The sequence below is a fragment of the Pseudomonas sp. 7-41 genome, from assembly GCF_021233075.1.
Classification (GTDB): Bacteria; Pseudomonadota; Gammaproteobacteria; order Pseudomonadales; family Pseudomonadaceae; genus Aquipseudomonas; species Aquipseudomonas veronii.
In genome coordinates this window covers 4,343,989-4,359,264 of record NZ_CP089551.1, presented here as the reverse complement: position 1 = coordinate 4,359,264, position 15,276 = coordinate 4,343,989, and the positions used below count along the sequence as shown (strand labels likewise).

Annotated in this window: 14 protein-coding genes; 3 read left to right on the top strand and 11 right to left on the bottom strand. The window is 59.8% G+C overall.

Translation table 11 applies throughout. The features are described from left to right. Positions 1 to 24: 24 nt before the first annotated feature. The 7 genes from LQ249_RS19555 to LQ249_RS19525 form a co-directional block, all read right to left on the bottom strand. Positions 25 to 447, bottom strand: coding sequence for a GNAT family N-acetyltransferase (locus tag LQ249_RS19555; protein WP_017848055.1), 423 nt, complete (start codon positions 445 to 447; stop codon positions 25 to 27). After that, entirely contained in the window at positions 440 to 1,609 is a 1,170-nt protein-coding gene (locus LQ249_RS19550; RefSeq protein WP_017848054.1) for a ribosomal protein uL16 3-hydroxylase, read from the bottom strand. Before LQ249_RS19550 ends, LQ249_RS19555 begins: the two co-directional genes overlap by 8 nt. An 84-nt stretch (positions 1,610 to 1,693) precedes the next feature. Then, positions 1,694 to 3,064 (bottom strand): adenylosuccinate lyase, encoded by a 1,371-nt coding sequence (gene purB / locus LQ249_RS19545; RefSeq protein ID WP_046382910.1) that lies wholly within the window; start codon positions 3,062 to 3,064, stop codon positions 1,694 to 1,696. 125 nt (positions 3,065 to 3,189) lie between these two features. Beyond that, positions 3,190 to 3,813, bottom strand: coding sequence for a high frequency lysogenization protein HflD (gene hflD / locus LQ249_RS19540; RefSeq protein ID WP_017848052.1), 624 nt, complete (start codon positions 3,811 to 3,813; stop codon positions 3,190 to 3,192). Next, a complete protein-coding gene (gene mnmA / locus LQ249_RS19535) occupies positions 3,810 to 4,934 on the bottom strand; it encodes a tRNA 2-thiouridine(34) synthase MnmA (protein WP_057004423.1) in 1,125 nt (374 codons plus the stop codon). Before mnmA ends, hflD begins: the two co-directional genes overlap by 4 nt. A gap of 59 nt (positions 4,935 to 4,993) precedes the next feature. Further along, a complete protein-coding gene (locus LQ249_RS19530; RefSeq protein WP_232565820.1) occupies positions 4,994 to 5,440 on the bottom strand; it encodes an NUDIX hydrolase in 447 nt (148 codons plus the stop codon). A gap of 154 nt (positions 5,441 to 5,594) precedes the next feature. Continuing rightward, the gene (locus tag LQ249_RS19525; protein ID WP_017848049.1) at positions 5,595 to 7,820 is read right to left on the bottom strand and encodes an NADP-dependent isocitrate dehydrogenase; all 2,226 of its coding nucleotides are present in this window, start codon (positions 7,818 to 7,820) and stop codon (positions 5,595 to 5,597) included. Between the two features lie 505 nt (positions 7,821 to 8,325). On the opposite strand from LQ249_RS19525, the gene icd reads away from it, so the two are divergent. Then, complete coding sequence (gene icd / locus LQ249_RS19520) at positions 8,326 to 9,582, top strand: NADP-dependent isocitrate dehydrogenase (protein ID WP_026140163.1); 1,257 nt, start codon at positions 8,326 to 8,328, stop codon at positions 9,580 to 9,582. Between the two features lie 79 nt (positions 9,583 to 9,661). Here the strand turns inward: icd and cspD are convergent, their stop codons facing one another. Further along, on the bottom strand, positions 9,662 to 9,940 hold the full coding sequence (cspD, locus tag LQ249_RS19515) for a cold shock domain-containing protein CspD (protein ID WP_057004490.1): 279 nt from the start codon (positions 9,938 to 9,940) through the stop codon (positions 9,662 to 9,664). Positions 9,941 to 10,164: 224 nt separating this feature from the next. Here cspD and clpS point away from each other — a divergent pair, with 224 nt between their 5' ends. Together clpS and clpA are read left to right on the top strand one after the other, a co-directional pair. Beyond that, positions 10,165 to 10,533: an ATP-dependent Clp protease adapter ClpS gene (gene clpS, locus LQ249_RS19510; RefSeq protein WP_010567912.1), complete on the top strand. Its 369-nt coding sequence runs from the start codon at positions 10,165 to 10,167 to the stop codon at positions 10,531 to 10,533. Between the two features lie 29 nt (positions 10,534 to 10,562). Then, entirely contained in the window at positions 10,563 to 12,833 is a 2,271-nt protein-coding gene (gene clpA / locus LQ249_RS19505) for an ATP-dependent Clp protease ATP-binding subunit ClpA (RefSeq protein ID WP_017848046.1), read from the top strand. Between the two features lie 185 nt (positions 12,834 to 13,018). Here the strand turns inward: clpA and infA are convergent, their stop codons facing one another. The 3 genes from infA to aat form a co-directional block, all read right to left on the bottom strand. Beyond that, positions 13,019 to 13,237, bottom strand: coding sequence for a translation initiation factor IF-1 (gene infA, locus LQ249_RS19500; RefSeq protein ID WP_002553999.1), 219 nt, complete (start codon positions 13,235 to 13,237; stop codon positions 13,019 to 13,021). 100 nt (positions 13,238 to 13,337) lie between these two features. Next, positions 13,338 to 14,045, bottom strand: a complete 708-nt coding sequence (locus LQ249_RS19495) for an arginyltransferase (RefSeq protein ID WP_017848045.1) — start codon at positions 14,043 to 14,045, stop codon at positions 13,338 to 13,340. A 55-nt stretch (positions 14,046 to 14,100) separates the two neighbouring features. Further along, positions 14,101 to 14,781, bottom strand: coding sequence for a leucyl/phenylalanyl-tRNA--protein transferase (aat, locus tag LQ249_RS19490; protein WP_017848044.1), 681 nt, complete (start codon positions 14,779 to 14,781; stop codon positions 14,101 to 14,103). Positions 14,782 to 15,276 lie beyond the last annotated feature (495 nt).

Here is a 15,276-nt window from a genome sequence, read left to right as displayed (position 1 = left end):
CGATAGCAACGACGCGGTCCCGGATCAGCCCTCGCGCACCATATCGACGTGCGGAATCCCGACTTCAAGGAATTCCTCGCTGACGATCTTGAAACCCAGTCGCTCATAGAACGGCGCGGCATAAACCTGTGCACTGAGGAACTGTTTGTTCTGGCCGCGCTTCTCGGCTTCGCCAATCACGGCTTCCATCAGCTTGTCGCCGACTTTAAGCCCGCGCCAATCCTTGAGGACCGACACGCGGCCGATCTCGCCGCTGGGCAGCAGGCGGGCGGTGCCAATCGGAAAGTCGCCCTCGAACGCGAGGAAATGCACGGCGTCCGCGTCGTCTGCGTCCCATTCCAGTTCGGGTGGGACCGATTGTTCGGCGATAAATACCGCTTCACGAATGCGCCGAATCTCGGCGATATCCTTATGCCAGTTCGCGACATTGACGTGAATCTTATTCATCGGCAAACCCCAGGCTTCCCTGCTTGACCAGCTCGCACAGCAGGTCGCGGGCATCGTCGTCCGCCAGCCATTCGCTCAGGTTGTCGATGTGCAGAGCGTCGGCTGCGCAGATCATTTTCAGCAGTTCGCGCAGTTTGCCCGGCAGGTAACGGCTCTGGCCGCTGGCGAACAGCAGCAGGTCGTCGTCGACTTCGGACCAGGCCATGCGCGCGCTTGGGTTGCGGATCAACACGCCGCCATCTTCCAGGCTGCCGACCACGTCTTCTTCCAGCAGCTCTTCCGGGCCGGCGACCAGTTCCGGGTAGCGCGGCTCGGTCATGAACTGGCCGAACCAGGTCAGCAGCATGCGCTCGTCGCTCATGTGCTCTGCCAGCAGGCTCTTGAGGCGGTCGAGGGCATCGCTCTGGATCTGGTGTGGATCGCTGGCCGGTTGGATGTCGGCGTCGGTGTAACGCTCTTCGTCGGTCAGGTACTGGCTGAGGAAGTCGGTGAAGTGGGTCAGTACTTCGGCGGCGCTTGGCGCGCGGAAGCCGACCGAGTAGGTCATGCAGTCATCTTCGGCAATGCCATAGTGGGCCAGGCGTGGCGGCAGGTAGAGCATGTCGCCCGGTTCCAGCACCCATTCGGCGATCTCTTCGAATTCGGCGAGGATGCGCAGGTCGGCGTGTTGCAGCATCGGGCTGTCAGAGCTGCACATCTGGCCGATCTTCCAGTTGCGCTTGCCATGGGCTTGCAGCAGGAACACGTCGTAGTTATCGAAGTGCGGACCCACGCTGCCACCGGGCGCGGCGAAGCTGATCATCACGTCGTCGATGCGCCAGCTGGGCAGGAAGCGGAACTGTTCGAGCAGTTCGGCGACTTCCGGCACGAACTGGTCGACCGCCTGCACCAGCAGGGTCCACTCGCGCTCGGGCAGGGTGCTGAAGGTGTCTTCGGCGAACGGGCCGCGGCGCAGTTCCCACGGACGCTCGCCGTGTTCGATCACCAGGCGCGACTCGACTTCTTCTTCCAGGGCCAGGCCGGCCAGTTCATCGGCGTCGATCGGGCTTTCGAAATCAGGAATGGCCTGACGGATCAGCAGCGGTTTTTTCTGCCAGTAGTCGCGCAGGAATTCCCGTGCCGTGATGCCGCCCAGAAGTTGAAGAGGGATATCAGGATTCATGTGTAACCTATTGAAAAAAAGCACTTTTCAGCCTGGAATAAAAACGCCCGGCGCGGCCGGGCGTCTCAAAGGGGCTTGCGATGATCAGATGCGTTTGGCTTGGGCCACGGCGTTGCCGATGTAGTTGGCCGGGGTGAGCAGTTTCAGCTCGGCCTTGGCAGCGGCGGGCATGTCCAGGCCGTCGATGAAAGTTTGCAGTGCTTCAGGGCTGATGCCTTTGCCGCGCGTCAACTCTTTGAGCTTCTCATACGGGTTTTCGATGTTGTAGCGGCGCATCACGGTCTGGATCGGTTCGGCCAGAACTTCCCAGCATGCATCCAGGTCAGCGGCGATTTTCTGCTCGTTGAGTTCCAGCTTGCTGATGCCTTTGAGGCTGGCTTCGTAGGCGATCACGCTGTGGGCAAAGCCCACGCCGAGGTTGCGCAGTACGGTGGAGTCGGTCAGGTCGCGCTGCCAGCGGGAGATCGGCAACTTGCTGGCCAGGTGCTGGAACAGGGCGTTGGCGATGCCGAGGTTGCCTTCGGAGTTTTCGAAGTCGATCGGGTTGACCTTGTGCGGCATGGTCGACGAACCGATTTCGCCGGCAATGGTGCGCTGTTTGAAGTAGCCCAGGGAGATGTAGCCCCAGACGTCACGGTCGAAGTCGATCAGGATGGTGTTGAAGCGCGCAATCGCGTCGAACAGCTCGGCGATGTAGTCGTGCGGTTCGATCTGCGTGGTGTACGGGTTGAAGCCCAGGCCCAGTTCGTCTTCGATGAAGGCGCGGGCGTTGGCTTCCCAGTCGATCTCCGGATAGGCCGACAGGTGGGCGTTGTAGTTGCCCACGGCGCCGTTGATCTTGCCCAGCAGCGGGACGGCCGCCACTTGAGCGATCTGGCGCTCCAGGCGATACACCACGTTGGCCAGTTCTTTGCCCAGGGTGGTCGGCGAGGCCGGTTGACCGTGGGTGCGCGACAGCATCGGCACAGCGGCGAAGCGGATCGCCAGTTCGCGGATGGCTTCGGCGGTCTGGCGCATCAGCGGCAGCATCACCTCATCACGGCCTTCGCGCAGCATCAGGGCGTGGGACAGGTTGTTGATGTCCTCGCTGGTGCAGGCGAAGTGGATGAATTCGCTGACGTTGGCCAGTTCCGGCAGCTTGGCCGCTTGCTCTTTGAGCAGGTATTCGATGGCTTTGACGTCGTGGTTGGTGGTGCGCTCGATCTCTTTGACACGCTCGGCGTGCTCCAGAGAGAAGTTTTCCGCCAGGGTGTTCAATACCGCGTTGGCTTCGGCGGAGAACGCCGGCACTTCACTGATGGCAGGGTGAGCGGCCAGGCGCTGGAGCCAGCGCACTTCAACCAGTACGCGGGCACGGATCAGGCCGTATTCACTGAAAATCGGGCGCAGGGCCTGGGTCTTGCCGGCGTAGCGGCCGTCAACAGGGGAAACCGCAGTGAGCGAAGAGAGCTGCATGGGGTGTTCTCGGACAGTCGGGCAACGAAATGGGGCGCGTATCATACATGAAAAAATCCGCCGGTCCGTTGCCAACTGACCGGCGTATTACGCGTAACGGCTTGAAAATAGCCCGTGGCTGCGACTTATTCGTTGCGCATCAACGGGTAAAGCTCTTTGAGCAATTTGCGACGGCTGATGACCAACTGCCAACGATGACCGCCCAGCTGGCGCCACAACCGCGCCGAGCGGATACCGGCCAGAAGCAGGGCGCGGATCTTCGAGGCGTTGTTCGGTTGTTGCAGGTTGCGCATGTCGCCATGCACCTGGATGCGCTGGCGCAATGTGCTCAAGGTGTCCTGGTACAGCGCGCCGCAGGCGGCGATGACGTTTTCGTGGGCCGGGCCGAAGTGTTCAACCTGGGACTGGATCTGCGGCAGGCGCTTGCCGATGGTCTCCAGCAGGTCGTCACGCTTGGCCAGTTGGCGCTCGAGGCCGAGCATCGACAGGGCGTAGCGCAGCGGTTCGCGCTGCAAGGTGCTCGGGTCGCGTTCCAGTGCGCCGACCAGCGCGCGGTAGCCTTCACGCAGCGCCAGGTCGTCACCGCCATAGACTTCCAGGGTGTCCTTGGGGTCGCGAACCAGCAGGCTGCCGAGCATGCAGGTCAGGCCGGCCTCGGTAACCTGGCCGGTCTTGGCGATCTTGTCCACCAGCACTGCGGCGAGGAAGACCCCGCCGAGCGCGGTCAATTGCTCCTGGATCGGGCTCATGCCGGGCTGCTCCAGGGTTCGGCGACTTCAATCACGCCGCCCCCCAGGCACACCTCGCCATCGTAGAACACCACGGACTGGCCAGGCGTGACCGCGCGCTGCGGGTCATCGAAGGTGGCGCGGTAACCGTCGGCGGTTTTTTCCAGGGTGCAGGGCTGGTCGCTCTGGCGATAGCGCACCTTGGCGGTCAGGCGGCGCGGCGCGCTCAGGTCCACCGGGTTGACCCAGTAGATATCCGAAGCGAGCAGTGCGCGGGAGAACAGCCATGGGTGGTCATTGCCCTGGCCGACGATCAGTTCGTTGTGCTCCAGGTCCTTGACCAGCACGTACCATGGCTCGTCGCCGGCGTCTTTCAAGCCGCCGATGCCCAGGCCCTGGCGCTGGCCGATGGTGTGGTACATCAGGCCGTGATGGCGGCCGATGACCTCGCCTTCGGTGGTTTTGATCTCGCCCGGTTGCGCTGGCAGGTATTGCTTGAGGAAGTCGCTGAAGCGGCGCTCGCCGATAAAGCAGATCCCGGTGGAATCCTTCTTCTTGGCGGTGGCCAGGTCGTGCTGCTCGGCGATCCGGCGCACTTCGGGCTTTTCCAGTTCGCCGACCGGGAACAGGGTCTTGGCGATCTGTTCGCCGCCAACGGCGTGCAGGAAGTAGCTCTGGTCCTTGTTGGGGTCCAGGCCCTTGAGCAGTTCGGTGCGCCCGTCGATGTCACGACGGCGCACGTAGTGGCCGGTGGCAATCAGGTCGGCGCCGAGCATCATGGCGTAGTCGAGGAACGCCTTGAACTTGATCTCGCGGTTGCACAGGATGTCCGGGTTCGGCGTGCGGCCGGCCTTGTATTCGGCCAGGAAGTGCTCGAACACGTTGTCCCAGTACTCGGCGGCGAAGTTGGCGGTGTGCAGCTTGATGCCGATCTTGTCGCACACGGCCTGGGCATCCGCCAGGTCGTCCATGGCGGTGCAATATTCCGTTCCATCGTCTTCTTCCCAGTTCTTCATGAACAGGCCTTCCACCTCATAACCCTGCTCCATGAGCAGAACGGCGGAAACGGAAGAATCCACGCCGCCGGACATGCCGACGATGACGCGCTTCTTTTGTGTGTCAGAAGGGGCTGGATCACGCATAGGGTTTCAACGGGTGTCTTGAAAAAGGACGCGATTCTAACAGGCCCAAGCCTTCAAGGCTAAAGAGAAGGTCGGATCAATTCGAGACTGTGGCGAAAGCCGGCCAGATAATCATCGATACACCGGATGATCAGCTCACTGCGCCAGGCGTCGCGCAGGCTCATCAGCTCGTCACGGCTCAGCCAGCGGGCGCGCACGATGCCGTCGTCAAGTTGATAGTCCGGGCGGTGTTTCAGCGCCTTGGCGGTGAAGCAGACCCGCTGGTAGGTCACTCCGTTGCTCGGCGCGGTGTACAGGTAGATGCCGACGATGCCGGTGGCTTCGACGTCCCAGCCGGTTTCTTCGAGGGTTTCACGCACGGCGGCTTCGGTCAGGGTTTCGTGCGGGTCGAGGTGGCCGGCGGGCTGGTTGAGCACGGCGCGGCCGCCCTTGAGTTCTTCGACCATCAGGAAGCGGCCGTTGTCTTCGACGATGGTGGCGACGGTGATGTGGGGTTGCCAGGTCATTGGATGCCTCTCGATTCTGAGTGCGGTGCGGTCTTCAGGCAGGATTGCAGTCGGTGTGGGAGGGGGCAAGCTCCCTCCCACATTTGAATCCGGTTTATTCGCTGGAAACACAAACCCCGGCACGGGGCCGGGGTTTGTTTGCATCCTTACAACCTTACTTCAGCTTGGCAATTGCCGCGTTGAGGGTGTTGCTCGGGCGCATGACCTTGCTGGTCAGCTCCGGGTTCGGCGCGTAGTAGCCGCCGATGTCCACTGGCTTGCCCTGTACGGCGTTGAGCTCGGCAACGATGGTTGCCTCGTTCGCGGCGAGGGTCTTGGCCAGTTCGCCGAATTGCGCTTGCAGCGCGGTGTCTTCGGTCTGTGCGGCCAGGGCTTGGGCCCAGTACAGCGCCAGGTAGAAGTGGCTGCCGCGGTTGTCGATGTTGCCGACTTTGCGCGATGGCGACTTGTTGTTGTCGAGGAACTGGCCGGTGGCCTGGTCCAGGGTCTTGGACAGCACCAGGGCTTTCGGGTTGTTGTAAGTCACGCCCAAATGCTCAAGCGATGCGGCCAGGGCCAGGAACTCGCCCAGGGAATCCCAACGCAGGAAGTTTTCTTCCAGCAGTTGCTGCACGTGCTTGGGTGCCGAACCGCCAGCGCCGGTTTCGAACAGACCGCCACCGTTCATCAGCGGCACGATCGACAGCATCTTGGCGCTGGTGCCCAGTTCCATGATCGGGAACAGGTCGGTCAGGTAGTCGCGCAGTACGTTACCGGTCACCGAGATGGTGTCCAGGCCCTTGCGGGTGCGCTCCAGGGTGAACTTCATCGCGTCGACCGGCGACATGATGCGGATGTCCAGGCCGTCGGTGTTGTGGTCTTTCAGGTAGGTCTGGACTTTCTCGATCACCGCACCGTCATGGGCGCGCTGTGGGTCCAGCCAGAAGATGGCCGGGGTGTTGCTGGCGCGGGCGCGGTTGACGGCGAGTTTGACCCAGTCCTGGATCGGCGCGTCTTTGGCCTGGCACATACGGAAGATGTCGCCGGCTTCGACGGCCTGTTCCATCAGCAGGTTGCCCTTGCTGTCGGTAACGCGGACGACGCCGTCAGCCTTGACCTGGAAGGTCTTGTCGTGAGAGCCGTACTCTTCGGCTTTCTGTGCCATCAGACCAACGTTCGGCACGCTGCCCATGGTGGTCGGATCGAACGCGCCATTGGCCTTGCAGTCTTCGATGACGGCTTGGTAGATGGTGGCGTAGCAGCGATCCGGGATCACGGCCTTGGTGTCGTGCAGCTGGCCGTCGGTGCCCCACATTTTGCCGGAGTCACGGATCATGGCCGGCATCGAGGCGTCGACGATCACGTCGCTCGGCACGTGCAGGTTGGTGATGCCTTTGTCGGAGTTGACCATCGCCAAGGAAGGGCGAGCGGCGTAGACCGCCTGGATATCGGCTTCGATCTGCGCTTGCTGCTCGGCCGGCAGGGCCTTGATGCGAGCGTACAGGTCGCCGATGCCGTTGTTCAGGTTGAAGCCGATCTGCTCCAGCACGGCGGCGTGCTTGGTCAGGGCGTCTTTATAGAACTCGGCAACGATCTGGCCGAACATGATCGGGTCGGAGACCTTCATCATGGTGGCTTTCAGGTGAACCGACAGCAGTACGCCTTGTTTCTTGGCGTCTTCGATTTCAGCGGCGATGAAGCTGCGCAGGGCGTTCTTGCTCAGCACGGAGCTGTCGATGATTTCGCCAGCTTGTACGGAAGTCTTTTCCTTCAGTACGGTCGCGGTGCCGTCTTTAGCGATCAGTTCGATTTTGACCGCGTCGGCTGCCTCGATCTGTACGGCTTTTTCGCTGCCGTAGAAGTCGCCGTGGCTCATGTAAGCGACGTGGGACTTGGAGTCGGCAGCCCAGGCGCCCATCTTGTGCGGGTGCTTGCGTGCGTAGTTCTTGACCGACAGCGGTGCGCGGCGGTCGGAGTTGCCTTCGCGCAGTACCGGGTTCACGGCGCTGCCCTTGATCTTGTCGTAACGTGCGCGGGTTTCTTTTTCCGCGTCGGTGGTTACGGTTTCCGGGTAGTCCGGCAGGGCGTAGCCCTTGGCTTGCAGTTCTTTGATCGCCGCCTGCAGTTGAGGCGTCGAGGCGCTGATGTTAGGCAGCTTGATGATGTTGGCTTCAGGCGTAACGGCCAGGGCGCCCAGTTCGGCGAGGTGGTCCGGGACGGCTTTGGTGCCCAGTTGCTCGGGGAAGCTTGCGAGGATGCGCCCGGCGAGGGAGATGTCGCGGGTTTCCACGGCAATATCAGCGGAAGCGGTGAAGGCCTCTACGATAGGCAGCAGTGAATAGGTGGCGAGGGCTGGTGCTTCGTCGGTGAAGGTGTAGATGATCTTCGAGCGGGTGGGCATATTCGGATTAACTCTCTTCTTTGCTGAAAGCGTGCGCAGAAACTCGAGATGCGCCGGGTAGAGCGCGTTCGTTCAAAGTCATCCATGAGCGAAAGGTCGAGGTTTCTTCGCGGTGATGTTGGGTTGCATCAGTCGAGCGTCAAGCGGGTGGACTATTGTTTAGTCCGGCTTTTCTGGCGCTGGGCGCTGCTTTCTATTGAAGAAGCAGGCGGTCGGCCGTCGTGACTCTTTGGTCAGCGGCGGCATTATACATAGGTCGCTATGCTTACGCCGAGCCTTCATACAAAAGGTGGGTCGTCCATTGGTCTAAAGGTCGCAGGGACCAAGTTGCGCCTAAAGTCGCATGATGTGCTCAAGATTGGCGCTTTTCCCTTTGCTTTCAAGCTTGTAGGCGACTAAATATGCTGTTTTCGATGCAAATGAGCGTGGCGTGAGGTTTAAGTCGTCATTTATCTGGAGTAGGCTCGAACGCAGCCAGATGTTCAATCCATAGATGGAGTTCAGCATGGGATACAAGAAGATTCAGGTTCCGGCAGTCGGCGACAAAATCACCGTCAATGCAGACCATTCTCTCAATGTTCCTGACCAACCGATCATCCCTTATATCGAAGGTGACGGTATCGGTGTCGACATCAGCCCAGTGATGATCAAGGTGGTCGACGCCGCTGTTGAAAAAGCTTACGGCGGCAAGCGCAAGATTTCGTGGATGGAAGTTTACGCCGGTGAGAAGGCGACCCAAGTCTATGACCAGGACACCTGGCTGCCCCAGGAAACCCTGGACGCGGTACGCGATTACGTAGTCTCCATCAAAGGCCCGCTGACCACGCCGGTCGGTGGTGGCATCCGTTCGTTGAACGTGGCCCTGCGCCAACAACTCGACCTGTATGTGTGCCTGCGCCCGGTGCGCTGGTTCGAAGGCGTGCCGAGCCCGGTCAAAAAGCCTGGCGACGTGGACATGACCATCTTCCGCGAAAACTCCGAAGATATTTACGCCGGGATCGAGTGGAAAGCCGGTTCGCCGGAAGCGATCAAAGTGATCAAGTTCCTCAAGGAGGAAATGGGCGTCACCAAGATCCGCTTCGACCAGGATTGCGGTATCGGCATCAAGCCGGTGTCCAAAGAGGGCACCAAGCGCCTGGCGCGCAAGGCCCTGCAATATGTCGTGGATAACGATCGCGAGTCGCTGACCATCGTACACAAAGGCAACATCATGAAGTTCACCGAAGGTGCCTTCAAGGAATGGGCCTACGAAGTGGCGGCTGAAGAATTCGGCGCAACCCTGCTCGATGGCGGGCCGTGGATGCAGTTCAAGAACCCGAAGACCGGCAAGAATGTCGTGGTCAAGGATGCGATTGCCGATGCCATGCTGCAGCAGATCCTGCTGCGTCCGGCTGAATATGATGTGATCGCGACCCTCAACCTCAACGGTGATTACCTGTCTGACGCCCTGGCGGCGGAAGTCGGTGGTATCGGCATTGCGCCGGGCGCCAACCTGTCCGACACCGTGGCAATGTTTGAAGCCACCCACGGTACCGCGCCGAAATATGCCGGTAAGGACCAGGTCAACCCGGGTTCGCTGATCCTGTCGGCGGAAATGATGCTGCGCCACATGGGCTGGACCGAAGCGGCCGATCTGATCATCAAGGGCACCAATGGCGCTATCTCGGCCAAGACCGTGACCTATGACTTCGAGCGCCTGATGGAGGGCGCGAAGTTGGTGTCGTCGTCGGGCTTTGGCGATGCGCTGATCTCGCACATGTAAACACGCAGGCATAAAAAACGGCCACTCCAATGGGTTGGGTGGCCGTTTTTTATTTGCATGCTTCTCGCTTGGCAGTGAATCAGGCCGTTAGCTTCTTTTCTTTTTGAGCGGCGGATACAACGGGTTTTGCAGATGTAGTGATCGTGCTTGCACAGATGTTCACGGCGTGCAGCCCTTTCGGTCCTTGAATGATCTCAAAGCTCACAGCTTGGCCCGCTTTCAGCGTTTTGTAGCCATCCATATGGATCGCTGAATAATGCGCAAAAAGGTCCTCGGTCTTACCTTCTTCATTAATGAAGCCGTAACCCTTGGCATTGTTGAACCATTTGACCTTGCCACTGATCTTGACGCCAGACATACCCATATCCCTCTGCACCAGACTCCATCACTGGAGTATCATCCAGTTTATCCGTCCTAACCCGAATAAATAAGGTTGACTGCGCGGACCTTTTTTACCCACTGTGGGTTCTATTGGTTGTAACACCGATTTGCCGATAGTCAAGGTGACCGAACGGTCGGAGTTGAAATTCTGACAGGTCGCCCCCACCACTGTATTTGAACCACTGACGAACCTTTCTTTCCATGCATGCAATCAGCCAGATTCGACTAACATTCAATCAGGATCGACCGGATCACGAGCACGATGACGACGGTTCTGCAGGCATTGCTGTTCAGGAGGCCAAGCCTGCTCTACAGGCGCCGCCGATGTACAAGGTGGTTTTGTTCAACGATGACTACACACCGATGGATTTCGTGGTCGAAGTACTCGAGGTGTTTTTTAACCTGAACCGCGAGTTGGCGACCAAGGTAATGCTGGCCGTTCACACAGAAGGACGGGCAGTATGTGGAGTGTTTACCCGCGACATCGCCGAGACAAAGGCCATGCAGGTCAACCAGTACGCCAGGGAAAGCCAGCATCCGCTACTCTGTGAAATCGAGAAGGACGGTTAACGCCGACCACTTGGGTATGAGGTGAAGCTATGTTAAACCGCGAGCTCGAAGTCACCCTCAATCTTGCCTTCAAAGAGGCCCGTTCGAAGCGTCATGAATTCATGACCGTCGAGCACCTGCTGCTGGCACTTTTGGATAACGAAGCTGCCGCCACCGTTTTGCGTGCGTGCGGCGCCAACCTCGACAAACTCAAGCATGACCTGCAGGAGTTCATCGACTCCACGACGCCACTGATCCCCGTGCATGACGAGGACCGTGAAACCCAGCCGACCCTGGGCTTTCAGCGGGTATTGCAGCGTGCTGTTTTCCACGTACAGAGCTCCGGTAAGCGTGAAGTCACGGGCGCCAATGTGCTTGTCGCCATCTTCAGCGAACAGGAAAGCCAGGCAGTGTTCCTGCTCAAGCAGCAGAGCGTTGCCCGTATCGATGTCGTCAACTACATCGCCCACGGTATCTCCAAAGTGCCTGGGCACGGCGATCATTCCGAGGGTGAGCAGGAAATGCAGGACGACGAGGGCGGTGAGTCTTCTTCTTCGGGCAACCCATTGGATGCCTATGCCAGCAATCTCAATGAGCTGGCGCGCCAGGGGCGGATCGATCCGCTGGTGGGGCGCGAGGCTGAAGTTGAGCGCGTGGCGCAGATCCTCGCACGTCGTCGCAAGAACAACCCGTTGCTGGTGGGTGAGGCGGGCGTGGGTAAAACCGCGATTGCCGAAGGCCTGGCCAAGCGTATCGTCGACAACCAGGTGCCGGACTTGCTGGCCAGCAGCGTCGTCTACTCCCTTGACCTCGGCGCGTTGCTCGCCGGGACCAAGTACCGCGGCGATTTCGAGAAGCGCTTCAAGGCACTGCTCGGCGAGCTGAAAAAACGCCCGCAGGCGATCCTGTTCATCGATGAAATCCACACGATCATTGGGGCCGGTGCGGCCTCCGGTGGTGTGATGGATGCTTCCAACCTGCTCAAGCCGTTGTTGTCGTCGGGTGATATCCGCTGCATCGGCTCGACCACGTTCCAGGAATTCCGCGGGATCTTCGAGAAAGACCGTGCCCTGGCGCGTCGCTTCCAGAAAGTCGACGTGTCCGAGCCTTCGGTTGAAGACACCATCGGCATCCTGCGTGGGCTCAAGGGGCGTTTCGAAGCGCACCATGGCATCGAGTACACCGATGAAGCGTTGCGGGCCGCTGCCGAGCTGGCGTCGCGCTACATCAACGATCGGCACATGCCGGACAAGGCCATCGACGTGATCGACGAGGCGGGTGCCTATCAGCGTCTGCAGCCGGTCGAGAAGCGTGTGAAGCGCATCGACGTGGCTCAGGTCGAGGATATCGTGGCCAAGATCGCGCGGATTCCGCCAAAACACGTCACCACCTCCGACAAAGAGCTGCTGCGTAACCTGGAGCGCGACCTCAAGCTCACCGTGTTTGGCCAGGATGCGGCCATCGACTCGCTGTCCACTGCGATCAAGTTGTCGCGGGCGGGCCTCAAGTCGCCGGACAAACCTGTCGGTTCGTTCCTGTTCGCCGGCCCGACCGGCGTCGGCAAGACCGAAGCGGCTCGGCAGTTGGCCAAGGCCATGGGCATTGAGTTGGTGCGGTTCGACATGTCCGAATACATGGAACGTCACACCGTGTCGCGCCTGATCGGTGCGCCTCCGGGCTATGTTGGTTTTGATCAGGGCGGCCTGTTGACCGAGGCGATCACCAAGCAACCGCATTGCGTATTGCTGCTCGATGAAATCGAGAAGGCTCACCCGGAAGTCTTCAACCTGCTGCTGCAGGTCATGGACCACGGCACTCTGACCGACAACAACGGGCGCAAGGCGGATTTCCGCAACGTGATCGTGATCATGACCACCAACGCCGGTGCTGAAACCGCGGCGCGGGCGTCGATCGGCTTTACGCATCAGGATCACTCTTCCGATGCGATGGAAGTGATCAAGAAGAGCTTCACGCCGGAGTTCCGCAACCGCCTGGACACCATTATCCAGTTTGGTCGCCTCAGCCATGAGGTCATCAAAAACGTGGTGGACAAGTTCCTCACCGAGCTTCAAGCGCAGTTGGAAGACAAGCGCGTGCAGCTGGAAGTGACGGACGCGGCGCGCAATTGGCTGGCCGAAGGTGGTTACGACGCGGCAATGGGCGCTCGCCCGATGGCGCGTCTGATCCAGGACAAGATCAAGCGGCCATTGGCCGAAGAGATCCTGTTCGGCGAGCTCTCCGACCATGGTGGCGTGGTGCATATCGACCTGAAGGACGGCGAGCTGACCTTCGAGTTCGAAACCACGGCCGAAATGGCCTGATCGTTCTGCAGCTACGCAAAAGGCGCCGAAAGGCGCCTTTTTGCTGTCTTGAGATGTAATTGCCAGAACAATGGCGATCCAATGCGGGAGGGAACAAGCCCCCTCCCGCATTGGGTTTCGGCTGTCAGGTAAATGCTATACACACAAAAACGCCCGGCATAACCGGGCGTCTTGTATTGACTTGATTAGCGGGCGCGGTAAGTGATGCGCCCTTTGCTCAAGTCATAGGGCGTCAGCTCGACGCGCACTTTGTCACCGGTAAGAATACGAATGTAGTTCTTGCGCATCTTGCCGGAGATATGCGCGGTTACGACGTGCCCATTTTCCAACTCCACACGAAACATGGTGTTGGGCAGGGTGTCGACGACAGTGCCTTCCATTTCGAAGCTGTCTTCTTTCGACATGCAGTAAAGCCCTCGGTATCCAGTGAATGGCCCGGTGCAACTGCGCCAGGCAAAAGCGGCGTGCATTGTGCCCGAAAAAGGGTGTTTAAGCCAAGAGGTTCTAGTTAAGCGTGACCCATCTTTGATTAATCAGCAGTTCAATCGGCCGATATTGGGTCTTGTAGTTCATCTTTTTGCAGTTTTTGATCCAGTATCCAAGGTACACCGCCTCCAGTTCCAAGCGCCGGGCTTCGCTGATTTGCCAGAGGATCGCGAAGCGTCCCAGGCTGCGCCGCTCTTCGTCGGGTTCATAGAAGGTATACACCGCCGACAGGCCGTTGGGCAGCAAATCGGTCACGGCGACGGCCAGCAGGCGCCCGTCGAGTCGGAATTCGTAGAAGCGTGAGAAAGGCAGTTCACGCACCAGGAAGGTGGAAAACTGGTCGCGACTGGGTGGGAACATGTCGCCGTCCGCATGGCGTTGTTCGATGTAGCGCTGGTAAAGGTCGAAATACTCTTCACTGAACCTGGGGTTGGCCGCTGTCACAGTCAGGTCCGCGTTGCGCTTGAGGATGCGCTTCTGGTTGCGGTCCGGCACAAACTGCGCCACGGGAATGCGTGCCGGCACGCAGGCATTGCAGTTTTGGCAGTGCGGTCGGTACAGGTGATCGCCGCTGCGCCGAAAGCCCATTTCCGAAAGGTCGGCATACACATGCACGTCCATCGGCTGGCTGGGGTCGAGGAACAGCGTGGTGGCCTGTTCGTCGGGCAGATAGCTGCAAGAGTGGGCTTGAGTGGCATAAAACTTCAAGCGCGCCAGCTCGGTCATGATCAACCCTCGGATAAGCTTTGAAATAAGTGTAAGCCAGGTGCGAGGAAGTCGCCTAGGAAACCCACGGTCCAGCGTTGGGTTGGTCCAGATAGTCGCGCAGGAAGCCGGCGAACTCGCTGCGCGGTATGGCGCGGGCGCCCAGGCTGTGCAGGTGATCGTTGGGCATCTGGCAGTCGATCAGCACAAAACCCCATGCCTGCAGCTGCCGGGTCAGCGTGGCAAAGCCGAACTTCGAGGCGTTATCGGCGCGGCTGAACATGGATTCGCCAAAAAACAGCCGGCCCATCGCCAGCCCATACAGGCCGCCCACCAGTTCGCCGTTGTCCCAGACCTCGACCGAGTGCGCGTAACCCCGCGCGTGCAGCTCCTGGTAGGCGCTCTGGATGCCTTCGGTGATCCAGGTGCCATCTGCATAGGCGCGAGGCGCGGCGCAGGCCTGGATGACCGCAGCGAAGTCCTGGTCGAAGGTCACGCGATAGCGCTGCTGGCGCAATAATTTGCCCAGGCTGCGGGATACGTGCAGTTCGTCGGGGAAAATCACCGTGCGAGGGTCCGGCGACCACCAGAGAATCGGCTGGCCTTGCGAGAACCACGGAAAGCAGCCGTGGCGATAGGCCTGGATCAGCCGCTCGGCCGACAGGTCGCCACCGGCGGCGAGCAGGCCATTGGGTTCGCGCATGGCTTTGGCCAGCGGCGGGAAGGTCAGGGTGTCGCGTTGTAACCAGGTCAGCATGGCATCCAGGCTTACGGAAGGGGAGGGGAGTGGCAGGCGTCGGGCCTGCCCAGAGGGTTGATTATTGTCGACCCGGCGTCAGGGGGCCAGCCCGAATCGGGCATTGCTGTGGATTAGCGTGAGCGGGTGTTTCTGCAACTCTCTCGCAGAGACGTGGTCGTATTCGGGGCTGCCCCATGCAGGCCAATTGCCAAGCTTGCCTGGATTGCTAAAAACAGCGCATAAGCCTTTGTCAGCAAAGACAATGCATGCTCAAATTGAACAGTGTGTGACACTTGAATTGTCCAGGCTGCCGCGCAAGGGGCAAGGGCGTGGCATCGCGGACACAAACCCGTACAATGCGGGCATTCTGGCGTTATCGCCGTTTCACTCGTCAATCGCTCGGTGTTAAAGGTAGATTTAACGGCGTTCGTTTATTTTTCGGCTGCTCGGATTGGGCGGCAGTGTGCAGTCATTCAACAGATGGACGCGCTAAAGGCGCAGGAAAAGACCCGT

Coding starts and splice junctions, on each gene's coding strand:
- LQ249_RS19555 (WP_017848055.1), bottom strand. CDS start 447: ATGAATAAGATTCACGTCAATGTCGCGAACTGGCATAAGGATATCGCC.
- LQ249_RS19550 (WP_017848054.1), bottom strand. CDS start 1,609: ATGAATCCTGATATCCCTCTTCAACTTCTGGGCGGCATCACGGCACGG.
- purB (WP_046382910.1), bottom strand. CDS start 3,064: ATGCAGCTCTCTTCGCTCACTGCGGTTTCCCCTGTTGACGGCCGCTAC.
- hflD (WP_017848052.1), bottom strand. CDS start 3,813: ATGAGCCCGATCCAGGAGCAATTGACCGCGCTCGGCGGGGTCTTCCTC.
- mnmA (WP_057004423.1), bottom strand. CDS start 4,934: ATGCGTGATCCAGCCCCTTCTGACACACAAAAGAAGCGCGTCATCGTC.
- LQ249_RS19530 (WP_232565820.1), bottom strand. CDS start 5,440: ATGACCTGGCAACCCCACATCACCGTCGCCACCATCGTCGAAGACAAC.
- LQ249_RS19525 (WP_017848049.1), bottom strand. CDS start 7,820: ATGCCCACCCGCTCGAAGATCATCTACACCTTCACCGACGAAGCACCA.
- icd (WP_026140163.1), top strand. CDS start 8,326: ATGGGATACAAGAAGATTCAGGTTCCGGCAGTCGGCGACAAAATCACC.
- cspD (WP_057004490.1), bottom strand. CDS start 9,940: ATGTCTGGCGTCAAGATCAGTGGCAAGGTCAAATGGTTCAACAATGCC.
- clpS (WP_010567912.1), top strand. CDS start 10,165: ATGCATGCAATCAGCCAGATTCGACTAACATTCAATCAGGATCGACCG.
- clpA (WP_017848046.1), top strand. CDS start 10,563: ATGTTAAACCGCGAGCTCGAAGTCACCCTCAATCTTGCCTTCAAAGAG.
- infA (WP_002553999.1), bottom strand. CDS start 13,237: ATGTCGAAAGAAGACAGCTTCGAAATGGAAGGCACTGTCGTCGACACC.
- LQ249_RS19495 (WP_017848045.1), bottom strand. CDS start 14,045: ATGACCGAGCTGGCGCGCTTGAAGTTTTATGCCACTCAAGCCCACTCT.
- aat (WP_017848044.1), bottom strand. CDS start 14,781: ATGCTGACCTGGTTACAACGCGACACCCTGACCTTCCCGCCGCTGGCC.